Source organism: Butyrivibrio fibrisolvens (assembly GCF_023206215.1).
GTDB classification, from domain to species: domain Bacteria; phylum Bacillota; class Clostridia; order Lachnospirales; family Lachnospiraceae; genus Butyrivibrio; species Butyrivibrio fibrisolvens_C.
This window is the reverse complement of sequence record NZ_CP065800.1, coordinates 4,039,225-4,063,972: the sequence shown is the minus strand read 5'-3', so window position 1 is coordinate 4,063,972 and position 24,748 is coordinate 4,039,225. Positions and strand designations below refer to the sequence as shown.

17 protein-coding genes, 1 tRNA gene, 1 pseudogene and 1 riboswitch are annotated in these 24,748 nt (G+C 40.5%); of the genes and pseudogenes, 13 read left to right on the top strand and 6 right to left on the bottom strand.

Features of this window, described 5'->3' with window-relative positions:
• Positions 1-75 precede the first annotated feature (75 nt).
• The 5 genes and pseudogenes from glmM (at position 76) to I7804_RS17030 (ending at position 5,949) form a co-directional block, all read left to right on the top strand.
• Complete coding sequence (glmM, locus tag I7804_RS17050; RefSeq protein ID WP_248404280.1) at positions 76-1,464, top strand: phosphoglucosamine mutase; 1,389 nt, start codon at positions 76-78, stop codon at positions 1,462-1,464.
• Between the two features lie 209 nt (positions 1,465-1,673).
• Positions 1,674-3,044: a replication-associated recombination protein A gene (locus I7804_RS17045; RefSeq protein ID WP_248404279.1), complete on the top strand. Its 1,371-nt coding sequence runs from the start codon at positions 1,674-1,676 to the stop codon at positions 3,042-3,044.
• A gap of 94 nt (positions 3,045-3,138) precedes the next feature.
• The gene (locus I7804_RS17040) at positions 3,139-3,666 is read left to right on the top strand and encodes a DUF4364 family protein (protein WP_022754975.1); all 528 of its coding nucleotides are present in this window, start codon (positions 3,139-3,141) and stop codon (positions 3,664-3,666) included.
• A gap of 188 nt (positions 3,667-3,854) precedes the next feature.
• Positions 3,855-3,927, top strand: a tRNA-Thr gene (locus I7804_RS17035).
• 394 nt (positions 3,928-4,321) lie between these two features.
• Positions 4,322-5,949 (top strand): annotated as a pseudogene (locus I7804_RS17030) (IS1182 family transposase).
• Positions 5,950-6,137: 188 nt separating this feature from the next.
• Here I7804_RS17030 and I7804_RS17020 read toward each other — a convergent pair.
• On the bottom strand, positions 6,138-8,888 hold the full coding sequence (locus I7804_RS17020) for a transglycosylase domain-containing protein (RefSeq protein ID WP_248404275.1): 2,751 nt from the start codon (positions 8,886-8,888) through the stop codon (positions 6,138-6,140).
• 185 nt (positions 8,889-9,073) lie between these two features.
• Here I7804_RS17020 and I7804_RS17015 point away from each other — a divergent pair, with 185 nt between their 5' ends.
• A complete protein-coding gene (locus tag I7804_RS17015) occupies positions 9,074-9,730 on the top strand; it encodes a YigZ family protein (protein WP_248404274.1) in 657 nt (218 codons plus the stop codon).
• A 125-nt stretch (positions 9,731-9,855) separates the two neighbouring features.
• On the opposite strand, the gene typA is transcribed toward I7804_RS17015, so the two are convergent.
• Together typA and I7804_RS17005 are read right to left on the bottom strand one after the other, a co-directional pair.
• Positions 9,856-11,706: a translational GTPase TypA gene (typA, locus tag I7804_RS17010; protein WP_027206883.1), complete on the bottom strand. Its 1,851-nt coding sequence runs from the start codon at positions 11,704-11,706 to the stop codon at positions 9,856-9,858.
• 410 nt (positions 11,707-12,116) lie between these two features.
• Positions 12,117-13,301 (bottom strand): polysaccharide pyruvyl transferase family protein, encoded by a 1,185-nt coding sequence (locus tag I7804_RS17005; RefSeq protein ID WP_248404273.1) that lies wholly within the window; start codon positions 13,299-13,301, stop codon positions 12,117-12,119.
• 625 nt (positions 13,302-13,926) lie between these two features.
• Positions 13,927-14,103, top strand: a riboswitch (Lysine riboswitch).
• Between the two features lie 110 nt (positions 14,104-14,213).
• Between I7804_RS17005 and dapA the strand changes: the two genes are divergently transcribed.
• From dapA to hisA, 3 genes are all read left to right on the top strand, one after another.
• Entirely contained in the window at positions 14,214-15,098 is an 885-nt protein-coding gene (gene dapA, locus I7804_RS17000; RefSeq protein WP_110072765.1) for a 4-hydroxy-tetrahydrodipicolinate synthase, read from the top strand.
• A gap of 134 nt (positions 15,099-15,232) precedes the next feature.
• A complete protein-coding gene (dapB, locus tag I7804_RS16995) occupies positions 15,233-15,994 on the top strand; it encodes a 4-hydroxy-tetrahydrodipicolinate reductase (RefSeq protein ID WP_027203154.1) in 762 nt (253 codons plus the stop codon).
• 16 nt (positions 15,995-16,010) lie between these two features.
• Complete coding sequence (gene hisA / locus I7804_RS16990; RefSeq protein ID WP_248404272.1) at positions 16,011-16,784, top strand: phosphoribosylformimino-5-aminoimidazole carboxamide ribotide isomerase; 774 nt, start codon at positions 16,011-16,013, stop codon at positions 16,782-16,784.
• Positions 16,785-17,113: 329 nt separating this feature from the next.
• On the opposite strand, the gene I7804_RS16985 is transcribed toward hisA, so the two are convergent.
• Positions 17,114-17,314: a cold-shock protein gene (locus I7804_RS16985; protein ID WP_022755461.1), complete on the bottom strand. Its 201-nt coding sequence runs from the start codon at positions 17,312-17,314 to the stop codon at positions 17,114-17,116.
• 280 nt (positions 17,315-17,594) lie between these two features.
• Here I7804_RS16985 and I7804_RS16980 point away from each other — a divergent pair, with 280 nt between their 5' ends.
• Positions 17,595-17,879: a YerC/YecD family TrpR-related protein gene (locus I7804_RS16980; protein WP_022755462.1), complete on the top strand. Its 285-nt coding sequence runs from the start codon at positions 17,595-17,597 to the stop codon at positions 17,877-17,879.
• A gap of 159 nt (positions 17,880-18,038) precedes the next feature.
• Here I7804_RS16980 and I7804_RS16975 read toward each other — a convergent pair whose 3' ends face one another.
• Together I7804_RS16975 and I7804_RS16970 are read right to left on the bottom strand one after the other, a co-directional pair.
• Complete coding sequence (locus tag I7804_RS16975; protein WP_022755463.1) at positions 18,039-18,476, bottom strand: bactofilin family protein; 438 nt, start codon at positions 18,474-18,476, stop codon at positions 18,039-18,041.
• A gap of 43 nt (positions 18,477-18,519) precedes the next feature.
• Positions 18,520-19,314: a murein hydrolase activator EnvC family protein gene (locus tag I7804_RS16970; RefSeq protein ID WP_248404271.1), complete on the bottom strand. Its 795-nt coding sequence runs from the start codon at positions 19,312-19,314 to the stop codon at positions 18,520-18,522.
• A gap of 251 nt (positions 19,315-19,565) precedes the next feature.
• Here I7804_RS16970 and I7804_RS16965 point away from each other — a divergent pair, with 251 nt between their 5' ends.
• The 3 genes from I7804_RS16965 (at position 19,566) to I7804_RS16955 (ending at position 24,731) form a co-directional block, all read left to right on the top strand.
• Positions 19,566-20,078, top strand: coding sequence for an SEC-C metal-binding domain-containing protein (locus I7804_RS16965; RefSeq protein WP_022755465.1), 513 nt, complete (start codon positions 19,566-19,568; stop codon positions 20,076-20,078).
• 446 nt (positions 20,079-20,524) lie between these two features.
• Positions 20,525-22,363, top strand: coding sequence for a threonine--tRNA ligase (gene thrS / locus I7804_RS16960; protein ID WP_248404270.1), 1,839 nt, complete (start codon positions 20,525-20,527; stop codon positions 22,361-22,363).
• A gap of 307 nt (positions 22,364-22,670) precedes the next feature.
• On the top strand, positions 22,671-24,731 hold the full coding sequence (locus tag I7804_RS16955) for a beta-galactosidase (RefSeq protein WP_248404269.1): 2,061 nt from the start codon (positions 22,671-22,673) through the stop codon (positions 24,729-24,731).
• Positions 24,732-24,748 lie beyond the last annotated feature (17 nt).

The following is a 24,748-nucleotide window of genomic DNA, read 5'->3' as shown; positions in this document are numbered from 1 at the left end:
AGTGTGTGGTATAATCGCTTAGTGAGATGATGTTCTCGCAAATTGTTTTCTAAACGAGAAAGGATGTTCATAAAAATGGGCAGATATTTTGGTACAGATGGTTTCAGAGGAGAAGCTAACGTAGGTCTTACTGCTGATCATGCATATACAGTAGGACGTTTTCTGGGTTGGTATTACGGCGAGCTAAAGCGCCAGAAGGGAGATACTTCAGCTCCCAGAGTTGTCATCGGCAAGGATACAAGACGTTCAAGCTATATGTTTGAGTACAGCCTTGTAGGCGGACTTGTTGCTTCAGGCGCAGACGCATACCTGCTTCACGTAACAACTACTCCTTCAGTAGCCTATGTTACTAGAGTTGATGAATTTGACTGCGGAGTAATGATCACTGCCAGCCACAATCCATTTTATGATAATGGAATAAAGCTTTTAAATGGCAACGGAGAGAAGATGGATGAGAAGACCATCGGACTCGTAGAAGATTATATTGATGGTAATCTGACAGCATTTGACAAGAAGTGGGATACTATTCCTTTTGCTACCAAGGATTCCATTGGATGTACAGTTGACTATGTATCTGGAAGGAATCGTTATGTAGGATACCTTATCTCTCTTGGTCTTTATTCATTTAAGGGCATGAAGGTAGGTCTTGACTGTGCTAATGGTGCTTCCTGGAATATTGCTAAGAGCGTATTTGATGCACTTGGTGCTACAACTTATGTTATAAATGATGAACCTAACGGAACCAATATCAACAACAATGCCGGCTCTACTCACATTGAAGGCCTTCAGAAATTCGTTGTTGAGAAGGGGCTTGATGTTGGATTTGCATATGACGGCGATGCAGACAGATGTCTGTGTGTTGATGAAAAGGGCAATGTTGTAAACGGTGATCATATTCTTTATGTATACGGTAAGTATATGAAGGATAAGGGCGAGCTTGTAAATAACACAGTTGTTACAACAGTAATGTCCAACTTCGGTCTGTACAAGGCTTTTGATGAAGCTGGTATAGATTATGCCAAGACAGCAGTTGGTGATAAGTATGTATATGAATATATGACTGAGAATAACTGTGTAATAGGCGGTGAGCAGTCAGGTCACATCATCTTCAGTAAGTATGCAACAACAGGTGATGGTATCATGACATCTATTAAGATGATGGAAGTAATGCTTGCAAGGAAGAAGAAGATGTCAGAGCTTTGCTCTCCTCTTACTATCTATCCTCAGGTACTTGAGAATATCAGAGTTACTGATAAGACAGCAGCTCAGAACGATCCTGATGTTGTAGCTAAGGTTGATGCTGTAGCCAAGGATCTTGGTGACAGCGGCAGAATCCTTGTACGTGAATCAGGTACAGAGCCTGTAGTACGTGTCATGGTTGAAGCTGAGGACAAAGAGACTTGTAGGAATTATGTAGAATCCGTAATCCGAGTTATCAAGGATAAAGGATACGCTGCAAAATAAAACGGGTAGATTATATCTGTCAGATTTACTTATTTCGGGCCATTAGATTATGTCTAATGGCCTTAACATGAGGTTGGTGTGAAAAATTGTATCGATATGAAAATTTTTCACACGGCTATTTGAGACGAGCCCAAATAGCCATGGTGGCAAATCCGAATCTGATATTCGGATTGCACGACTTACACAAGTGCTCGTCATGAAGGAATAATATGGATTTATTTGAGTATGCAAGGGCTAAGACTGCTGAGTCAGAATCGCCTCTTGCTGCACGTATGCGCCCTACAACTTTGGAAGAGGTAGTAGGACAGCAGCATATAATAGGACATGATAAGCTTTTATATCGCGCGATCAAGGCTGATAAGATAAGGTCTATCATTCTGTACGGCCCTCCCGGAACCGGCAAAACTACACTTGCCAAAGTAATAGCCAATACGACTAAGGCTGAATTTATGCAGATCAATGCTACAATTGCCGGCAAGAAGGACATGGAAGATGTTGTAGCCAAGGCCAAAGATAATTTTGGCATGTATCAGAAGAAGACCATTCTATTTATAGACGAGATACACCGTTTTAATAAAGGGCAGCAGGATTATCTCCTTCCTTTTGTAGAGGACGGGACAGTTATCCTTATAGGAGCTACAACAGAGAATCCTTACTTTGAAGTTAATGGAGCTTTGCTGTCAAGATCAGTCATCTTCGAGCTAAAGCCTTTGTCCAGAGAGGATATTGCGGTACTTATAAAACGTGCTGTATATGACAATACCAAAGGCATGGGTTCTTTTAATGCAGTGATAGATGATGATGCTATAGAATTTCTGTCAGATATGGCAGATGGGGATGCAAGACATGCCCTTAATGCGGTAGAGCTTGGTATCATGACTACAGACAGAAGTGAAGATGGCAAGATTCATATCACACTCGATGTGGCAAGAGAATGTATTCAGAAGAAAGTTGCCCGTTATGACAAGGATGGCGACAATCATTATGATACGATATCAGCTTTTATCAAGAGCGTACGAGGATCAGATCCGGATGCTGCTGTATACTATCTTGCAAGGATGATAAGCGCAGGAGAGGATCCTAAGTTTATCGCAAGACGTATGATGGTCCTTGCTTCAGAGGATATAGGCAACGCAGATCCTCAGGCTCTGCAGGTCGCAGTTGCAGCTTCACTTGCTGTAGAGAGGCTTGGAATGCCTGAAGGAAGGATAACTCTGTCTCAGGCTGCCAGCTATCTTGCAACAGCACCTAAGAGCAATGCTTCTATTGTAGCAATAGATGATGCAATGAAAGAAGTATCGGATACCGGCAATCTGCAGATCCCGTCCCATCTTCAGGATGCTCATTATAAGTCTGCATCCAAGCTTGGACATGGAATAGGATATAAGTATTCGCATGACTATCCCAATCATTATGTGAAACAGCAGTACCTTCCGTATGAGCTTAATGGCAAGGAGTTCTATTCACCCACAGGTAATGGTTATGAACTCAAGATAAGGGACCATATGAGGGCTTTGAAGGCAGCAGAAGAAAAGCGCCTTAAGGAAACTGAAAAAGAATCAGAAAAGTCATCAGAATAGTCGTAGGAAAAGTAATCATATAAAGTGATCTATAAATACTTTTATTAAAGTAAGTTAGTAGTTATAGAGTTTAAAATATTCAGGAGATATACATTTGGCATCGCAGTATTTAACGTTATACAAAATAATAGTTCTGTATATGCTTAAAAGATCAGACGTAGAGCTTTCCAAGTCTCAGATATATGACTTTATACTTGGAAATGAATATACCACGTTCATGACCCTCCAGGAGGCTTTTGGAGAGCTTAGCGATCAGAAACTTATAAATGAACACAAGAAGCGTAACAGGACCTTCTTAGAGCTTACAGAGGCTGGAGAAGAGGCATTGCACTTCTTTATAGGTCAGATGAATCCTGAGATTCGTCTCCAGATAGATGCTTATCTTAAGGAAAACAAGATAAAGCTTCGTAATGAGTCATCTATAATCGCGGATTATAACAAGCGTGCAGATGGACAGTACGTTGCAAGACTCGTAGTCAAGGAGATGGGAGAAGATCTTATCAATATAGAGCTTACTGTTCCTACTGAGAGCATGGCAGATCGTGTATGCGCAAGATGGCATGACAAGAGCTCAGGCATATACTCATATATTGCTGATCAGCTCCTTAATGACTCTGACTAAGGAATCTAATGATAGTAGCAGAGGTTCTGCCAATTGGCCTGGGCGTGAATTTTTAGATACTAACAATATGAGATGAGATGAATTTAGAGTTTTTCAAACTTTCAGTTTGACATTGCTCTAATCTACTAGTATAATAACATTCGTGGCTTGCAAAGAGAGGATTTATCCTAGATTTGCATATGTGCCAAGCTGTTGTAGCACAGTCGGTAGTGCGTCGCATTGGTAGTGCGGAGGTCACGGGTTCGATTCCCGTCAGCAGCTTTATTTTTTTGCTCTATAAGCTCAGTATTCATAAGACTTTTTATAAGTCGTATGAATACTGAGCTTTTTGTTTTTAAGTATGACTTCTTGAACGTAAATTACAGAAACACGCATTTACTGCGTGTTTCGTGATTCAATGAATCTGTTGGCAATAGAGCCTTCACCGAAGGTGAACTCAACCTGCTCTATTGCTGCATTTTTGAATCTTTGATTCAAAAATGTATGATTTCTTGGACTTTATGTTCAAGAATGTATATTTTGATGAAATGAGTATTATCATTTTGCATAATAAAAGGGGCTGTCGCACTAAGTAATTAGTGCTCAGCTCCCTGTTTATGCCCAAAACACAAAAACCAGGCTTCGAAAAGCCTGGTTTTTGCTGTAAAATATGTTTATGCGACTAAACCAAATCTTACAAGGAGATTATACAGTATCTTCCTTGTATCATCAAATCAAACTTCCGCTAGACATAGAAATATCTATTCCATCTGATGATCCGGTACGCCTGGTTAGTGCATTTGTGGAGGAGATGAATCTTTCTGATCTTTATGAGACTTATGACAGAATCAGAAAGAGTCAGGCCTCACCGCGTCAGATGCTTAAGATTGTTATCTATGCAGCAATGAACAGAATCTATTCCAGTCGTGATATTGAATCATCCTGCAAAAGAGATATCAATTTCATGTATCTTCTTGAAGGTGCACCCGCACCCGATCATTCTACATTAGCAAGATTTATTTCCCTACATCTCTCACAATGTTCAAAGTCTGTAATGTCGCAGGTTGGAACTATACTTCTGGATCTTGGAGAGATATCAGGTGAGAATATATTTATCGATGGAACAAAGATTGAATCTGTTGCCAACAAATATACTTTTGTATGGAAAAAAGCCGTGACCAAGAACATGGCTAAACTTGCAGAGAAAATCTGTATGTTCTGTGCGGAATGCGAAGAACTCTATGATTTTAAGGTTGTATATAAAGACCAGATATCACTTCGCACTTTGAAACGATTAAGAAAGAAGCTTTACAAGATCAAAAAAGATGAGGCTATCGAGTTTGTACATGGCATTGGTAAAAGGAAAACAATGCTTCAACGCTCAATCGAAAAACTTGAAGAATATACAGAAAAGCTTAAAGAATACACAAACAAGCTTTATAAATGTGGCAGACGAAATAGCTATTCTAAAACGGATAACGATGCCACTTTCATGAGAATGAAAGAAGACGCTATGCTTAATGGTCAGCTTAAACCTGCATACAACCTGCAGCATGGTGTTGATGCAGAATATGTAACCTGGCTCGGCATTTACCCGAATCCAACAGATACTCTTACTCTGATACCTTTCCTAAAAGATATGGAAGAACATCTTCCCTTCAAATATAAAAACATAGTTGCTGATGCCGGTTATGAAAGTGAAGAGAATTATGTTTTCATTGAAAACAACGATCAGACCGGATATATAAAACCACAGAATTATGAACTGTCAAAAACAAGAAAGTTCAAAAAAGATATCAGTAAACGAGAAAACATGGACTATGATTCTGAAACTGACAGTTATACTTGCAAGAATGGAAAAAGCTCTTAGCTGTATCCAAAAGAAAACAAAAGACAGCGACCAGTTACCAACGTGAAGTAACAATATATGAGTGTGAAAGTTGCCATGAATGCCCATTCAAGAAAGACTGCATAAAAGGCAATAACTGTAAAACTCCATTTGAAGATAGGAAAAAGGTTCTTTCTGTATCAAGAAAAATGGAAGAAAAACGTGCAGAATGTCTTGAACGAATAACTAGTGATTATGGAACACAGCTACGAATGAACCGTAGCATACAAGCAGAAGGTTCGTTTGCAAACGTGAAAGAAGATATGAATTTCAGACGATACCTTTATAAAGGAAGTGAGAATGTTCTGGCACAGAGTACACTTTTGGCAATAGCTTTTGACATCAACAAACTCCACCATAAGATTATGTCTGAGCGAACCGGAACACATCTATTTGAACTGAAAAAAGTGTCATAAATTTTGAATTTTAAAATAAAAAATTTGTATCAGCGTCGATAATTCAATCGGCTTATTAAAGTACGCCCAAAGACAGAGTATATAAAAATATATAGTAAAAAGCCGTTTTTAAGGCATGAAAAAGGGGCCTCGCCCAGATGATCAAATCATCTAGTGCGACAGCCCCTTTTGTGTGATCATAAAGACGATCAACCGCCGTTTTGTTGATCATCAGTAGGAGGCGTAGCCTCTGTTGTGGCTGGTTCCGGAGTTGTTCCTGTTGCATTTGGATCTGTAGTAGCTGCATTAGGATCTGCTGCTGCATTTGGATCTACCGTGGCATTCGGGTCTACACCGGCAGCAGCGGCATTTCTGTTTATTATCTCCTGATTCTGCTGTACCAGGATTTCCTGTGCATTGGGCTGTGCGAAGAAGCTCTCGTTATGAGGACATAGTACATTAGGATCTACCAAGGTAGAGGAGCCTGCACCACTTCCTGCTGATTGCTTCAATATGTCCGGTTCTTCAGGAATTACAGTTACAACCTGCTGCACCTTGAAAGGACACAGATCTGTTGCAGCAAGACCTGAATAGTTACATATTGTCTGATAGATATGTACGTTACAGCTTTCTGTAGGAACTGTACCATTTTCAAAGTATTCAGTTCCAAGTGAACCATCGCACAGGCCTGATGTAGGTAGAAGTCCGGAGTCCTTACATACAGTAGCTGTAGTTATACCGCTTGGCACTGAGAATGAAGCTGATGGAAGATCTTCATGTATCTGCGACATAACCTTACGCCAGAGAGTTTTGGCAAGGTGTGTCTCTTCAGAAGTAGAGAGGTCTTCGTTGTTATCATAGCCTGCCCAGCAAGTAGCTGTGTAGTAGTTAGTAAATCCGCAGAGCCATACATCATTCTCATCAGATGTAGTACCTGTTTTGGCTGCTATAGCTGTTCCACCGAAGTTTACTGCAGTACCTGTACCGGATGTTACAACATCCTGCATGGCACTTGTCAGAAGGAATGCAGTTGTTTCCTTTAATACCTGTTCACCTTCTATAGATGTATTATCGATGATAACATTGCCATCATGATCCACAATCTTGGTATAAAGCTTAGGCTTAATGTAATATCCGCCGTTGGCGATAGTAGCGTAGGCAGAATTGATCTCGATATTCTTGACACCATATGTGATACCGCCAAGACACAGTGTCTGCTGTATGTCTGAGTATACCTTGCCGTTGCGTTCCTCACGTTCTACAAGAGTAGAAATATGGAATTTGTTGACAAGATAGTCATAACCAAGCTGCGGAGTTATAAGTGTCATAAGTTTTACTGTTACAACATTCATGGAATCACGGATACCGGATCTTAATGTAGAGAGTCCGCGATAACTGTTGTACCAGTTTCTTACAGGTGTTCCGTTGGAATAATTGAACGGAGCATCATTGATAACTGTTGCAAGTGTATATCCTGCACTATCAAGAGCCGGAGCGTATGCTGCAAGAACCTTGAAGGCTGATCCGGGCTGTCTCTTGACATCTGTAGCTCTGTTAAGGGTTCGGCTGGCTGTCTTAGTTCCTCTACCACCTTCCATAGCTACAATATAACCGGTAGCCTGGTCTTCAATAGTCAGAGATACCTGAGGCTGAGGTGTCAGAGTATACTTTTCATCAATGATAGTTTCATCTTCGCCTACAACTTCTGCTTTGTACTGCTCGATAGCTTCTTCTGCAGCTTCTGTAGAAGAGAAAGTCAGGTCAAAAGACTTGTTAGACTGCTTGAAGTAGGTCTCCATCATCTCATCGCTGTAGTTTATATATTCTCCTGCAGCGTTCTTGGTGGTAAGAGCATAATCAAGAAGATAACTTGTGTTTGAAGGGAAGTTGGATTCGTCCTGGAAGACTTCATCACATATTCCCTGAATCTTTGGATCCATAGTTGAATAGATCTTAAGACCACCGCTGTAGAGAAGTGAATAAGCCTGTGTTTCTGTATATCCGGCTTCTACAAGATCATCAAGTACGACATCTGTAAGAGCATCTACAAAGTATGAATTAACTGTATTGTCTTCAGTTTCAGAATCTACAACCTGAATTCTGGAGTATGGATCATCAGCCATGGCTTCGTCATATTGAGTCTGAGTTATGAATCCGAAGTCCAGCATATTTCCAAGAACCTTTTCACGTCTTTCTGCATTCTTGTCAGGGTGAGTTATTGGGTTGAATTTACTCGGGTTCTGAGTGATACCGGCGATAACAGCACATTCTGAGAGAGTCAGCTCACTGACAGATTTATTAAAATATCGAAGTGAGGCTGCCTGAACACCAAGCGTGTTCTGACCAAGGTTGATGGTGTTCATATAGTTTAGAAGTATATCTTCCTTGGACATTGTTTTTTCAAGCTGGATAGCAAGGTATTGTTCTTGTATCTTACGCTTGAACTTGGCTACAAGGGTGTCCTCTTCGGTCCAACCAGTGAAGACATTGTTCTTGATAAGCTGCTGTGTGATAGTCGAAGCACCTTCGGAAAAAGATCCTGTAGTTACTGCAACATATCCGGCACGGATGATACCTTGGATATCAATTCCGTTGTGATCATAAAAACGAGCATCCTCGATAGCTACAAAAGCATTCTGAAGATCCTTTGGTACCATATCCAGAGTTACAGGAATACGGTTTGAATCTGTAGATACGAGCTTAGCTATCTGATTACCTTCAGAATCATATACGAATGTACTGAATCCTGAAGGAGTTACATCAATATTGCTTATATCAGGGGATGAATCAATGATACCCTGAAATGCGCCAAGGCCGGCACTTATAAGTAATATAACTACAGAAAGTATAGCAAGCAGGAACACTTTGAACAAAATAGTTCCGAACTTTTTGCCCCATCGTCCGGTTCCGTTACGAAGCGCAGATTCTTGCTTTCTGACGCCTTCTTTACCATAATTCATAATAAAATTCCTCCAATTTATCAGTCTATTATAGCAAATATGGGCGCATGAATAAAGAAGGTAAGCCCAAAGTTCATAATTTATGGATATTTGGTATATTTTTGATATATTTTCTTCTTGAAAAAACTAAAGATTATTGTATTTGAGCCTTGTTTTCATATCTTGTGTTCGTTTACTATATCTGTATGGACAAAAATAACGAAAATGAAAAAACATACAAAATAATAGTTGAAGGCGGAAGCGACGAGATAGAGATCAAGAAATCCCGCTTCATAGGACAGGCCTATCCCATACAAGGTGCACAGGATGCAGAGACTATCATTAAATCTGTGGAAAAAAAGTACTGGGACGCCCGTCATAATTGCTATGCCTATATACTTGGCGAAGGAAGCGAAGTGCAGCGTTTTTCTGATAATGGAGAGCCCTCAGGAACAGCAGGAAAACCTATACTGGAAGTGCTTCAGGGAGCAGGACTTACCAATACTCTTATAATTGTCACAAGATATTTTGGAGGAACGCTCTTGGGAACAGGAGGCCTTGTAAGAGCTTATACCCAGGCATCTCAGGCTGCCATAGCTGCATCTAAAACTGCTGTCATGACCTATGGACAGAAGATAACTTTTAATATCGGTTATGATATGGTAGACAAGATCCAGCATGCATTTGGGCAGATGGGGATAGAACTTGGCAATCCCGTTTACGGAGCAGATGTAAGCTACGACATAGTGGTCAGCGCAGGCAATATTGATAATGTAATAGATAAGATTACACAGATAACAAGTGCAAGAGCAGTGATAACAGAAGGTGAGAAGGGATATTATCCGATTACCTGTGCAGAATAATTACTAACTCAAATTAAATAGTATAATAAAAAACCATCGATGTATTCAAAGTTTTCTTTGAATATCCGATGGCTTTTTTGTACTAAATAAACTGACTAAAAATATTAATCAAGTAATTGTTATGATTACTTATTCTGAGCCTTGTTCTTGGCAGCGATTCCTGCTCTCTTACGCATTGTAGGATCAAGGATTCTCTTACGAACACGAAGTGTTGTAGGAGTTACCTCAAGAAGCTCATCTGTATCGATGAATTCGATAGCTTCTTCAAGAGACATAACCTTAGGTGGTACAAGACGAAGTGCTTCATCTGAAGATGATGTACGTGTGTTAGAAAGGTGCTTGGTCTTACATACGTTAACTTCGATATCTTCGCTCTTACCGCTTGAACCGATTACCATTCCTGAGTAAACCTTATCACCTGGCTTTACGAACAGAGTACCACGCTCCTGAGCATTGAAAAGACCATATGTTACAGCTTCACCAGACTCAAATGCGATAAGTGAACCCTGCTTACGATAAGAGATCTCTCCCTTGAATGGAGCATATCCTGAGAACTCTGTATTCATGATACCGTTACCCTTGGTATCTGTCATGAAGTCATTTCTGTAACCGATAAGACCACGTGAAGGGATGTTGAACTCAAGACGGCTGTATCCGCCATTAGCTGTTCCCATGTTTACAAGCTCGCCTTTACGCTCTGAAAGTCTTGAGATTACTGTACCTGAGAATTCTTCAGGAACATCTACATAACATTTTTCCATAGGCTCAAGCTTCTTGCCGTTCTCGTCTGTCTTATAGATAACCTCAGCCTTAGATACTGCGAACTCATAGCCTTCACGACGCATGTTCTCGATAAGAACTGAAAGGTGAAGCTCACCACGTCCTGAAACTTTGAAAGTATCAGTTGATTCTGTATCTTCAACTCTGAGAGATACATCAGTATTAAGCTCTCTGTAAAGACGATCTCTGATCTGGCGGGAAGTTACGAACTTACCTTCCTGACCTGCAAGAGGAGAGTCGTTGACGATGAAGTTCATGCTGATAGTAGGCTCTGAGATCTTCTGGAAAGGAATAGCTACAGGATTCTCAGGAGCACAGAGAGTATCACCGATCTTCATATCGCCTATACCTGAAATAGCAACGATAGAACCGATACCGGCTTCTGTTACTTCAACTTTGTTAAGACCATCGAACTCGTAGAGTTTGCTGATCTTGGTTTTTACAAGTCTGTCAGGCTCATGGTGGTTGACGATAACAACCTCATCATTAACCTTAACCTTACCGTTATCAACCTTACCAACACCGATACGACCTACATATTCGCTGTAGTCGATTGTAGAGATAAGAACCTGAGTATTAGCTTCAGGATCACCCTGCGGTGCAGGAATATAATCTACTATTGTATCAAGAAGAGGCTTCATATCTGTTCCCTTGTCATCAAGTGACTTGGAAGCAACGCCTGCCTTAGCTGATGCGAATACGAACGGGCAGTCAAGCTGTTCGTCGTTGGCACCAAGATCCATAAGAAGTTCAAGAACTTCATCTATAACATCATTAGGACGAGCTTCAGGACGGTCAATCTTGTTGATACATACTACAACAGGAAGACCCAGCTCCATGGCCTTACGAAGAACGAACTTGGTCTGAGGCATAGGACCTTCGAAAGCATCTACAACAAGTACTACACCATTAACCATCTTAAGTACACGCTCAACCTCGCCGCCAAAATCAGCATGGCCGGGAGTGTCGATGATGTTGATCTTAACACCGTTATATGAAATGGCTGTATTCTTGGACATGATAGTGATACCACGCTCTCGCTCGATATCATTAGAGTCCATGACTCTTTCTGCAACTTCCTGGTTCTCACGGAAGATTCCGCTCTGATGTAAAAGAGCGTCAACAAGTGTTGTCTTACCGTGGTCAACGTGAGCTATAATGGCAACGTTTCTAATGTCATCTCTTGTCTGTATCATACTGGTACTCCTTAAAATATCCATGAGCCCTTGATGGTGCGTGTAACTTACTTATAAAAAACAGTCATCACACTTACAAGGACCGTATTCATCTAGTATGCAGTCTGCGTTCTGGCGCTTTCTGATACCTAAAACAGTAACTTTAACTCTTGATCTGTTAATTCAAAACCAACATATTTTAGCACTCATAACAGAGCGATGCAACAATGATATCAAAAAAACATTCATAAATCGATGTAAAATATACACTAACTATGATCAAAATACAAGAATATATTATACAAAATAACGTGTAGTAGCAGTTATAACTATACCAATATTTCATATTTACCAAATATACGCCACCCATTAAGGCATCTGCACTGCCTCAATGGGTGGCGTATGTTTGGTAAATGCGAAGTCAGAATGTATTATTGATTGAGCAGATCCATTACAGCGCTTCCATTTCGTCTTGCTTTGATAATATATTCAGGAACTGATTTTTTAAGCTTTTGTGTAATGTCATCAGCATGGTCATTTAGCCATTCATAGCCTTCGATAAGCTGCTCTGTAGTTTTTAGATCCTGAACAGGAAGTACGTATTTATCCTCTGTTCCGAACAGATCTCTTGCTATGCCCCTTGCTTTTACTGAATATCCTATTACAAGAGTAGGAACACATGATGAATATGCAGCGATAGTTGCATGAGTTCTGGCTCCTATAAAGAGTCTGCATCTGGCAATAAAGCCTTTGAGCTGAGTTGCATTATGGTCCTGTAACAGAATAACCCGTCCTGTATCCTTGAACTTCTCATAAAGGCTTGTAAGTGGTATGAAGTCGTTGCTCCTATCCCAGACAACATGAGGGATAAGAGCTATATTATTGTCTGTGGTATCGATGATATGCTGTATAAGACCTTCGTAGCATTTTAGTGCGATATCTTTATCCTCAGCATACATACCTATAAGAGGACTTAGGTTTAGACCTATCATCTTACCTTCTTTCCAACCATCCGGGAGAGGGAGATATTGCGTATCAAGAGTGAATGCAGGATCTGGAGCAAGCTCAAGCCTTTCTTTTGAAACTCCGGCGTCTAACAGAGCATTATAAGTGATGCTTTCTCTTGCAAGAATCTTGTCATAAAGCTTCATGTCAGCTGCAACATCACTTCTTTTGACAAGCTCAGGTTCAACGCTGCATCCAAGGAGTATAGTCTTTGTACCGAGCTTATGAAGCATACTGTTGGTAAGCATTATCTCTTCAACCATATAGTCGTAGCAATAAGTATCTCCGCCTATCGACACACCTACCTTCGGGGGATTCTTGTACATATCCTTGAATCTGTATCTAAGGAATGATTCCTTATCCTTTGTTATCATGCGGTAAACATAATAAAGAGTATGATTTATGACATTCCTGTCCATATGCTTTTCTTCTACAAAATGGCATATATCTTCAGGAACATACTTAAGATCCTCTGCTCTGTCATTGGTCATGACATCCGGTTTAATCGAAGGATCCTGACTATTGATAAGCCCTGTAAGAGACCTTACTATAGCCTCGCATCCATGATTACCACTTCCTGAATGCATATATAAAGTAACTTTATTGTTCATAAGTAAATGCCCAGAATATTCCGGCCGTTCCTTTCTTGTTTTTTGATAAAAACTTATGTTGTATGACGTATCGAACGTAAATTACAGAAACGCGCATTTACTGCGTGTTTCGTGATTCCATGAATCAGTTGGTAATAGAGCCTTCGACGAAGCCGAACTCAATTGGCTCTATTGCTTCATTCTTGAACTTTATGTTCAAGAATGTATCTAATATTTTAATTGTTATAATGTAACTTTTGACCTTTACGTCATATTATAGCATAGAGTAGAGAGCCGTTTTACCAAAATCCTAAATTGTGATACATGACAGCTGTTCTATTAGATAATATCTCTTTCTAAGCGATAACTTCCAGTTCGGAGATTTGATAATGATATTATAAGCCGATTTTGAAAATGTTCTTGATTTTACTTAGGGGCTTCGAAGCTGCAGTATAGCATGTCCACGAAAGCTGAGAAGCCCCTTAGAAAAATCAAGGTTATTTTCACATGAGACTTATGATATCATTATCAAATCTCCGAAGGCAAAACCTCCATAAAAGCGATAGCCAATCCACCTATTGCGCTATACTTGGCAAATCATGCGTTCGTGTTGACACTGTAAAGTGGCAGTGTTATGATGTTGCTGTTTAGAGATAGAGGTTGCGTGTTTTATAAGTACATTCTTGGATGCTGCAGCAGTAAAAGAAGAGAATGGAAAGGAAAGCGCGCCGAAAGGTTCGGAAGCAGCTGCATTCCGGATTCTTGGGCATACATTTAATAGGTGTATGACTGTCATCAGTAATGATGGGGCGCTATCCGATAATCCGTATTTGGACGATTGTAGGGTGAGCGCACAAAGGGCGCTCACCCTTTTGTGTAGATTGGCCGGGATTTAGAGCAAGGCCCGGTAGTTTTATTATTAAGGAGGCCACTATGGCAGTATTTAAGGGAGCAGGAGTTGCTATAGCAACACCATTTTATCAGGATGGATCAGTTAACTATGATGAGTTCGGACGACTCATCGAGTTCCAGATCTCAAACGGAACAGATGCTATCATCGTATGCGGTACAACGGGAGAAGCTGCAACCATGAGCGAGCAGGAGCATATGGAAGTCGTTAAATTCTGTATCGACAAAGTTGCTCATCGCATTCCTGTTATCGCTGGTACAGGTTCTAATTGTACACATACAGCTGTTCAGCTTTCTAAGGAAGCTGAAGAGTATGGCGCTGATGCAGTTCTTTCTGTAACACCATATTATAACAAGGCAACTCAGGACGGACTTGTAGCTCATTTTTCTGCAGTTGCAGACGCTATCAAGATCCCTGTTATCATGTACAATGTACCAAGTCGTACAGGCTGCAATCTGCTTCCTTCCACAGTGGCAAAACTTGTTAAAGACAAGGCCAATATCGTTGGTATCAAGGATGCAACAGGCAATATCTCCCAGACAGCTGAGATGATGCATCTTACACAAGGCAATATAGATCTTTATTCCGGCAATGATGATCAGGTTATTCCTGTTATGTCGCTTGGCGGAATCGGTGTTATTTCAGTTCTTTCTAATGTAGCACCAAAGAAAACTCACGAAATGTGTGAACTTGCTCTTAAAGGCGATTTTGCAGGTGCAGCAGCTATTCAGCTTAGTGCCATCCCGCTTATCAAGGCTCTTTTTTCAGAAGTAAACCCTATTCCTGTAAAGAAGGCTCTTGAGTATATCGGCTTTGAAGCAGGCCCTCTTCGCCTTCCTCTTACTGAGATTGGGCAGGAGCATGCAGCACAGCTTAAACAGGCTATGCAGGAATTTGGCCTTATCTGATAGTTAATATAATGATTGAGAATAATGAGGTATAAAAGTTTGAAAGTGTTCCACTTTCAAACCCAAATTGGTGTCGCGAGCTCCACCAATTTGAACCATTAGTCACTCGTTTCACTCGCGACATGAGGTTAAATATGATCAAAGCTATAATGAACGGCTGCAATGGCCGTATGGGACATGTTATTGTAGATATAGCAGGTAATGACAATGATATTGAGATTGTTGCAGGCGTAGATAAGTTTGGCGAGAACAATTATTCTTTTCCTACATTTAAGAGCCTTGCTGAGGTAGATGTAGAGTGTGATGTAGTCATAGATTTCTCTAATGCATCAGGAGTAGATGAGCTTCTTGATACCTGTGTTTCCAAGAATCTTCCTGTAGTACTGTGTACTACAGGCCTTTCTGAGCAGCAGATAGCTCATGTCAAGGAAGCATCTTCTAAGATTGCTATTCTTAAATCTGCCAATATGTCTGTTGGCGTCAACGTACTTATGAAAGTTCTCAAAGAAGCTGCTAAGACTCTGGCAGGATCAGGCTTTGACATGGAGATAGTTGAGAAGCACCACAATCAAAAGCTCGATGCTCCCAGTGGAACAGCTATGTCACTTGCAGAAGTTATCAATGAAGCTGCCGGTGGAGACTATGAGTTCGTTTATGACCGTTCTTCAAGAAGAGAAAAAAGACCCGAGAAAGAGATCGGTATCTCTGCAGTAAGAGGCGGAACTATAGTAGGAGATCACGATGTTATCTTTGCAGGAACAGATGAAGTAATAACATTCTCACACAGAGCATATTCACGTGCTATCTTTGGTAAGGGTGCTGTAGAAGCTGCTAAGTTCCTTGCTGGCAAGGCCGCCGGAATGTATGACATGGCAGATGCTCTTTATCTTAACTGATATAAAGGAGCCATAGATGATATTCAGACCCTGTATAGATGTTCATAATGGCAAAGTAAAGCAGATTGTAGGTGCCAGCCTAAGTGACAGTCATGATGCGGCTCAGGATAACTATGTGTCTGAACAAGACGGAGCATATTATTCTGATATGTATTATGATATGGGGCTTAAAGGCGGCCATGTCATAATACTTAATGCTAAGGACAGCCCTTTTTATGAGGAAAGTAAAGATCAGGCAATAGCTGCTCTCAAAGCTCATCCCGGGACACTTCAGATAGGTGGAGGGATAGATCCTGATAATGCAGAGATTTTCCTTAACGCAGGAGCGTCCCACGTAATAGTAACATCCTATGTGTTTAAGAATGGTCTGATTGCCTGGGACAGGCTTGAAGCAATGAAACATACTGTGGGTAAGAAAAGACTTGTTCTTGACCTCTCCTGTAAGAAAAAGGGCGATGACTATTATATAGTCACTGACAGATGGCAGAAGATGACAGATACAAGACTATCTATAGAAACTCTTGATGATCTGGCGGACTTTTGTGATGAATTCCTGATCCATGCAGCAGATGTCGAAGGTAAGCAGGGCGGAATTGAAGAAAATGTCGCAAGGCTTTTGGGGAGCTGGGGCAAGATTCCTGTAACATATGCAGGAGGTGTTCACAGCATCGAAGATATTACCAGGCTAAAAGAAATCGGTAATTCCAAAGTTGATGTCACAGTAGGATCAGCCCTTGAGATATTCGGTGGAAGCTTAAGCTTAGAAGATGTAATAAATGCTTGTGGCTGATCGGATGTAAACCGGTTCAGTGAATCATATTTACGTTCAAGAAGTCATACATTTTTGAATCAAAGATTCAAAAATGCAGTAAATAGGCCAATTGAGAATGCCTTCGGCATTGGGCCTATTTACCAACCGATTCATTGAATCATATTTACGTTCAAAAAGTCGTACTCTTGCTATTTGATGAATAAGTTCTTATAATACAAAACCGGAGCAGCTTGGCTGCTCCGGTTAATTGTTGGAGTAAAATAAATCTTTGCTTTATGTTAAGGCGGACCTTACTTAAAAGCTAACATCCGTACTATAGATGGGATGTCTTCGATATTATTTTAATATCAAAGCTTGTTTACGTTTACTGCCTGAGGTCCTTTTTCGCCCTGGATTACATCATACTCTACAGAAGCGCCTTCGTCGAGAGACTTGAAGCCTTCCATGTTGAGTCCTGAATAGTGTACGAATACATCGTTACCAGCTTCATCAGAGATGAAACCATAGCCTTTCTGATTGTTGAACCACTTAACTGTACCTTTGTTCATTGTAATACCTCCACTGGATAATAAAAAAGTAATCACTACGCTGTCTGATGTTTGTATAAAGTCTATAGCCAACATACTTACTCAAACAACAAATCTAGGTTATCACAAATATAAACAAAAGTAAAGATGATTTTTGCATCTTTTTAGAAAATTATAACAAAAGAATAAAGTAATAACCTAAAACAGCTCTTGACTTTACTTTACAACTTTACTATGTTAAAATATTCAAGGAATAAAGCACATAATAATCAAGTAAATCAAATTGGAGGAATACCAAAATATGAATAAGAAAATTCATACCGATTCTGTAGATCATCTGTTTGAAGCAATTCTTTGCTTGCAGAATAAGGAAGAGTGTTATAGCTTTTTCGAAGACCTTTGTACTGTGAATGAACTGTTATCTCTTTCACAGAGATTTGAAGTAGCATCAATGCTCAGAGACAAAAAGACATATCTTGAGATTGCAGAGAAGACAGGCGCTTCTACAGCTACAATAAGCCGTGTTAACAGATCACTTAATTATGGCGATGACGGATATGAGATGGTCTTTGAAAGACTTCAGTGATTTGACAGAGTATGTCAGCACAATCTTGATGTAATGCTATATGCTATATAAAAACCAAAAAGAAGACCGGTCAGGTCTTCTTTTTGGTTTTTATGATTATAATGTCTTATCTTTGTATTGAAGCGCTATATATAAATTAATCCGGTTTTGATATATAGCTTAGTTCTTGTCAGCAACTGTAGCTGCAGCTCTTTCTTTGGCAGTAGTTGCTGAGTTGATATCTGTAGTCATGGTACATTTGCCCTGGAAGATAGCATTTTCATCGATTACGATGCTCTTGGTCGTGACATCGCCTATAAGCTTGCCGCTGTCACTTACTTCGAGTTTGCCTGAGTTACAGTCGATGTTGCCGTTGATCTCTCCTGCAAGGAATACATTCTGGGCTGTTACATCACCGTTGATCTTGCCGCTTTGGCCTACGATAAGACTTCCCTCGATATGCACAGGACCATTTATGGTTCCGTCGATCCTTGTGGTGTCACGCGCGCTGAAAGCTCCTTCACAGGTTGCGCCAGAGCCTATCAAAGTTACAACTTTCTGAGCTTCATCCTCATAGGTACTGATGGGGGGTGTCTTTGTTTTACTACTGTTGAACATTTTATGTTCTCCCTTCACTTAGTCTTTACTTTAGATTTAGCCGTTAACCGTTGATCTCGATCATATCTTCCGGGTTAACATATTCATCGTTGTACTGGATCTGATAGCCGAGTGTAGTCCCTTTGTCCCCTATAAGGAAAAGAGCAGTACCGCGGCTCACAGTATCGCCTTCTTCTACAAGCACAGTGCCGGATAGACGGTATATACTTTTGTATCCGTTGCCATGATCTATAGTGATACATTTGCCATATTTGGAATCTGATGTAATAGTCAGAACTGTTCCTGTACCGGAAGCTACTACATGAGATCCTGCACTTGCATTAAATACAAGAATAGGATTGCCTTCCTTGGCAGTATCTTTGGAGTCAGAAGACGGATCATCTATGCGGGACTCATATGATGCCTGACTCGATAGAGGGAAACCTTTTGGAAGAGCGGCTTCTATCTGTGCAGCTTCATTGGCTTCCTCATCGTCAACCATTATATTAAGAGCTTTGCTGACCTGCTCATATCCTGCCTGAAGTTCAGAATTGGCAGTCTGCAGACTTGAATTCTGAGCAGACAGATCACTTATCATCTGCTGCTGATTATCTATAACTGCCTGCATACTTGACAGAGTTTGAGAATTAGAACTTTGTAAATTTTTAAAACGAAGCGTAATATATGCGATATAACATACGATTGCAACAAGTATTGCAAAAAGAGAAAATGCCAGCACCTGTGTTGCCACATGCCCCAGATGAATCTGCTTGCTTTTCCTGTCAGAATCACCAGAAATGATCATAAATGTATAGTGTCTTTTATGGCGGTGCTTACGCGGCTGTAGTACTTTACCCATCACTCATTAACCTCCACCCTTACGGACCTGTAGTTCGTATTCTAGCACACGTCAGGGGTTATGGCAACAAATCGTAAATTTTATGTAATAATGTCATAAAATTTCGACTGTTTTTTAGGCAGTTTGTAGGGTGAAGTTATAGGTTGTTGATATTTTGAGTTTAATAGAGTATGATAATGAAAGCCTTAATGTGGGACATTGTCTACAGGCGAAGATTATCAAAGATTATATAAGAAAGCAGGTTACAGAATATGGCATTACTTAAACAGTGGAGAGACATGGCTTATTCAGAGACAGCCAATAAGGGTGATCTCCAGAGATTATGGACAGATTATTTTGGCAAAGAAAAAGATATTTACGCACAGCTTCTTAAGAACCCTGATGAAGAAGTAAAGGGAACAGTTAAGGAACTCGCTGACAAATATGGTATTGATATTATGACAATGACAGGTTTCCTTGATGGTATCGATGAAAGCCTTAAAGTTGCCAATGATATCGAGAACATGGAAGAGGATACTGTTGTAAGCCTTGCATTCGATAAAGAGAAGCTTTATAAGAACATGGTTGCAGCAGAAGCTGACTGGCTCTATGGTCTTCCTGAATGGAATGATATCTTCGATGAAGATAAGAGAAAAGAGCTTTACAAAGAGCAGAAGAACTCACGTACAGTTCACAATGCTCAGAAAATCTATCCTAATGATCCATGTCCATGCGGAAGTGGCAAGAAGTATAAGAAGTGCCATGGAAGAAACAAAGCTGAATAATAGCTAACCTTTTAGCTTTTTATAAAGCTGAATTAAAAAGCTTATGATGATGCCTTTACAAATGAATTTTAAGGGCATATAATCATAGAAATTCAAAATATAGTTTCAGTATATGTATATTGAACTGTATTATTAAATCGTTGACGAGAAGAGTAAGTTGCTGTAATTCCTCAGAGAATGACACCGGGATCTCCCGTGCTGTGAGTGTCTGGAAGGAGGCTGTCTGAAAACTAACTCTGAGAGGCCCCAATCCGGCACGGTGATTCCGTTATAATCCCAATGAGATATCCTTTTTAGGATAAGCAAGGTGGAACCGCGTTAAATACGCCCTTTGCATTACGTAACAGTAGTGCAAAGGGCTTTTTTAAGCTTAAAGATGATCCTCATCTTAGCAAAGATCATCCCTTGCACTCGAAACACACAAAGTGCAGAAAAGGAGATTTAGAATGGAAAAAGAAGAATTCCTGCAGGTATATCGTCATTCACTGGCTCATATTCTTGCAAAAGCAGTTATTGAAATCTATGGCAAAGAAAATGTTCAGTATGCTATAGGACCTCAGATTGATGATGGTGCTTATTATGATTTCGTTCTTAATAAGTCAATAAGCCCTGATGATTTCAAGACTATCGAAGACAAGATGCGTGAGATCATCAAGAGAAGAGAAGACTGGACTAGAAAAGAAGTCTCAAAGGCAGAAGCTCTTGAAATTTTCAAAGATCAGAAGTTCAAGACAGAGCTTATCCAGGATCTTCCTGAAGATGAGACAATCACAGTTTACTATACAGGTGAAGATTATGTAGACCTTTGCCGTGGACCTCACGTTGCCAACTCTCAGGAGCTTATGAACTGCTCATATCAGGTTAAGTCTGTATCAGCAGCTTACTGGAGAGGCGATGAGAAGCGCGATCACATGCAGAGAGTATACATCTATGCATTCCCTGATAAGAATCAGCTCAAGGCTCACCTTGCTATGATCAAGGAAGCTATGGAGCGTGACCACAAGAAGATCGGTAAGGACCTTGATCTGTTCATGTTCAATGAGACAGCACCGGGTATGGCTTACTGGCTTCCAAGAGGTTGGAGGATGTATCAGGAACTCCTTAAATTCTCAAGAGAGATCCAGGAAAAGCATGGATACACAGAGATCTCTGCTCCACTTATCAACAACAAGAAGCTCTGGCTTATCTCAGGTCACTGGGCTCACTATGTTAACAACATGTTTATGGTTCCGGGTATTACAGACGGAACTAAGGCAGAAGATACAATCTCAAGTGATGAAACAGCAGCACGCTTCTCACTTGAAGCAGAAGATACAATGGCTGCTAAGCCTATGAACTGCCCTAACGCTATGATGGCTTATAAGAGAACAAATCACTCTTATAAAGAGCTTCCTATCCGTTACAGTGAGTATGATGTACTTCACCGTAAAGAGAAGTCAGGCCAGATGAACGGACTCTTCAGAGTACAGGAGTTCCGTCAGGATGATGACCATACATTCGTAACAGAAGAGCAGATCAAGTCTGAGATCAATGATGTTATGAATATAGCTGATGAGATCTATGGAACATTCGGTATCACATATCGTGCAGAGTTCTCTACAAGACCTGATGACTTCATGGGCGACATAGAAGTATGGAACAAGGCAGAAGCTGCACTTAAAGAGATCCTCGATGACAAGTACGGCGAAGGCGGTTATGAGATCAATGCCGGCGACGGTGCTTTCTATGGTCCTAAGATCGACCTTCAGATCAAGGATGCTCTTGGACGTGAATGGCAGTGTGGTACTATGCAGCTTGACTTCCAGCTTCCTCACAACTTCGAGCTTACATATCAGGACAAGGATGGCACAATGAAGCAGCCAGTAGTAGTTCACAGAGCTATCTATGGTTCACTTGAGCGTTTCATCGGTATCATCACAGAGCACTTCAAGGGCGCATTCCCATTCTGGCTCTCACCTTATCAGGTTGGTATCGTTCCGATCAGAGAAGAGCACAACGAGTATGCAACTAAGATCGCTAATGAGCTTACAGCCAACCATGTTCGTGTAGAGCTTGATACAAGCGATAGCAACATGAAAGAGAAGATCAAGAAGTTCAAGAACTACAAGGATCCGTATATCCTTGTAATCGGTGACAAAGAAGCCGCTGAAGGAACAGTTTCTATCAATGTTCGCGGTTCTAACAAGCAGATTCAGAATGTACCTTTCAAGAAGTTTGTTGAGATGTGCAATAAGATGAATCTCGAAAGATCACTTGAACTTATCCAGTCTCTTGATGAAGAGTAATGATCATAGATAAGTAAAAATTTGTAAAGACATTGAGCACAGCTGTGTATATGGCTGTGCTCTTTTGGTGTGCAGAAAAAACACTTTCCCAATATACGTTTTCTTTGCAGCTACGATCCTGCGGACAGTATTGCAAAGCCCTCACAACACGGTATTTACGTATTGTAGATAAGACCTTAATGGATGTAAAATTATTTTAACCTGGTGCGCTGGTTTGTTTATATTTGATCAAATATGAATGAGTCAGTACACTGATAAGTAACTTAGTCGTATATTCTAAATGCCGTTTATTACAAAGGGGAGACATATGAATTCATTACTTGATGGAAAGAAGATTACGATTGGAACCTGCTATTATCCTGAACACTGGCCAAAAGAAATGTGGGAAGATGACCTTTTTAGGATGAAGAAAACAGGTATTGAAGTTATAAGAGTAGGAGAGTTCTCATGGAATCTTACAGAACCGGTAGAAGGAACTTATGTTGATGATTTCTGGGATGAGTTCCTTGATCTGTGCAGCCGCACGAATATGAAGGTCATATTCTGTACTCCTACAGCAACACCTCCTGCATGGCTGACTGAGAAATATCCTGAAGTACTGAATGCAAAGAGAGACGGAAGTCTTGTCTATCATGGTGAGAGATGTCATGTTAATCACAGCAGCATAATATACAGACAAAAGACCGCCCTCATAACAGAGCATCTTGCCTCTCACTTTGCTTCCCATCCTGCGATCATCGGATGGCAGATTGATAATGAGATTAACTGCGAAACCGATGAATTCTACTCTGAAAGTGATGATGCTGCATTCAGAAGCTGGGTACAGAATAAGTATGAAAATCTTGAATCTCTCAATGCTGCATGGGGCACCAGATTCTGGAATCAGACATATTCTTCTTTTTCTGAAGTACATATCCCACGTCAGACCAACCACAATGTAGGTAACCCGCACCAGAACCTTGATTACAGAAGGTTCGTATCAGATACTGCAAGAAGCTATATTAAGCTTCAAAGTGATATTATCCGCAAGTATTTAAAAGAAGGAGATTTTATCACTACCAATGGAATGTTCAACCTTGATAATCATGCGATGAACAAGGAGTCACTTGATTTTTATACTTATGATTCATATCCTGATTTTGCATATGATGAATATTATGAGAAAAGAAGCTCAAGAGATATCCTTGATCGTATGTGGAGTAAGAATCTTACTGAAGTAAGAAGCATCTCACAGCCTTTTGGAATAATGGAACAGCAGTCGGGAGCCGGCGGATGGACTACCAGAATGATAATGCCATGTCCAAGACCAGGTCAGATAAGACTGTGGACCATGCAGTCTATTGCACATGGTGCGGAGTTTGTTTCATATTTTAGATGGAGGACATCTACTATAGGAACAGAGATATATTGGCATGGAATACTGGATTATTCAAACAGGGACAATCGCAGGATCAGGGAGGTAAAGCATGTCTGCGAGGATGTTAAGAAGCTTTCAAGAATATGTGGAAGCAGATATGTTGCTAAGGTTGCTGTTGTCAGGACCTGGGATAATCAGTGGGATGCGCAGTGTGACAAGTGGCATAGTATGCTTGAAGATATAAGCCAAAATGGCATATATGCTGCAGCTGCAAGGACTCATACACCTATAGACTATATCTATCTGGAACCGGATACTTCTGCAGAGAGTCTTGAGAAGTATGAACTGCTTATATTCCCTCATGCCGTAGTTGTTGATGACAAAGAAGCAGGTATACTAAAAGAATATGTTCGAAATGGTGGAAAACTCCTTCTTGGCTGCAGGGCAGGACTCAAGACCAAGGAAGGTCATGTGACTATGGACGATCTCCCCGGAGTGTTTAAGGAGATGACAGGATGTATCGTTACAGAGTTTACACCTGAAGCTCCGGATGAAGAGAATATATATGTTGTCAAACAAGGTGACAGTCCCCAGAAATACAGGATTCCTGCCAAGTGCTTCTTTGATCAGTTTATGGTTACATCCGATACAGCGCAGATTAAAGGTGTATATGACAGTACATATATAAAGGATGAGCCGGCGCTTATTAAGAATATATATGGCAATGGTCGTGTTTACTCATTTGGAAGCACATTCTCAGAAGAGGCAGCAATGGGACTTTTTAAAATGTTAGGTGTAAGCAGTCCCTTTGAAGAATTCATAGATGTTCCACAGGAATGCGAGCTGGCAGTCAGAACTGACGGTGCATGGAACTGGCTCTTTGTTCTTAATTTTGACAAGTCAGATGCTACTATTGAACTAAAGCAGGATATGGTAGATGTCCTTAATGGTCAAAGCGCAAAAGGGGCATATAAACTTCCGGGGTACGGAGTAGCTGTGTTCGAAATATAGAACAATACAAAAAGACA

What these genes read in the sequence shown, in the direction of transcription:
- I7804_RS16970 (WP_248404271.1), bottom strand. Translation starts at nt 19,314, where the DNA reads ATGGGTAAAGTACTACAGCCGCGTAAGCACCGCCATAAAAGACACTAT.
- glmM (WP_248404280.1), top strand. Translation starts at nt 76, where the DNA reads ATGGGCAGATATTTTGGTACAGATGGTTTCAGAGGAGAAGCTAACGTA.
- typA (WP_027206883.1), bottom strand. Translation starts at nt 11,706, where the DNA reads ATGATACAGACAAGAGATGACATTAGAAACGTTGCCATTATAGCTCAC.
- I7804_RS17005 (WP_248404273.1), bottom strand. Translation starts at nt 13,301, where the DNA reads ATGAACAATAAAGTTACTTTATATATGCATTCAGGAAGTGGTAATCAT.
- dapB (WP_027203154.1), top strand. Translation starts at nt 15,233, where the DNA reads ATGATCAAAGCTATAATGAACGGCTGCAATGGCCGTATGGGACATGTT.
- dapA (WP_110072765.1), top strand. Translation starts at nt 14,214, where the DNA reads ATGGCAGTATTTAAGGGAGCAGGAGTTGCTATAGCAACACCATTTTAT.
- I7804_RS17045 (WP_248404279.1), top strand. Translation starts at nt 1,674, where the DNA reads ATGGATTTATTTGAGTATGCAAGGGCTAAGACTGCTGAGTCAGAATCG.
- I7804_RS16975 (WP_022755463.1), bottom strand. Translation starts at nt 18,476, where the DNA reads ATGTTCAACAGTAGTAAAACAAAGACACCCCCCATCAGTACCTATGAG.
- I7804_RS16980 (WP_022755462.1), top strand. Translation starts at nt 17,595, where the DNA reads ATGAATAAGAAAATTCATACCGATTCTGTAGATCATCTGTTTGAAGCA.
- I7804_RS17020 (WP_248404275.1), bottom strand. Translation starts at nt 8,888, where the DNA reads ATGAATTATGGTAAAGAAGGCGTCAGAAAGCAAGAATCTGCGCTTCGT.
- hisA (WP_248404272.1), top strand. Translation starts at nt 16,011, where the DNA reads ATGATATTCAGACCCTGTATAGATGTTCATAATGGCAAAGTAAAGCAG.
- I7804_RS16955 (WP_248404269.1), top strand. Translation starts at nt 22,671, where the DNA reads ATGAATTCATTACTTGATGGAAAGAAGATTACGATTGGAACCTGCTAT.
- I7804_RS17015 (WP_248404274.1), top strand. Translation starts at nt 9,074, where the DNA reads ATGGACAAAAATAACGAAAATGAAAAAACATACAAAATAATAGTTGAA.
- I7804_RS16985 (WP_022755461.1), bottom strand. Translation starts at nt 17,314, where the DNA reads ATGAACAAAGGTACAGTTAAGTGGTTCAACAATCAGAAAGGCTATGGT.
- thrS (WP_248404270.1), top strand. Translation starts at nt 20,525, where the DNA reads ATGGAAAAAGAAGAATTCCTGCAGGTATATCGTCATTCACTGGCTCAT.
- I7804_RS16965 (WP_022755465.1), top strand. Translation starts at nt 19,566, where the DNA reads ATGGCATTACTTAAACAGTGGAGAGACATGGCTTATTCAGAGACAGCC.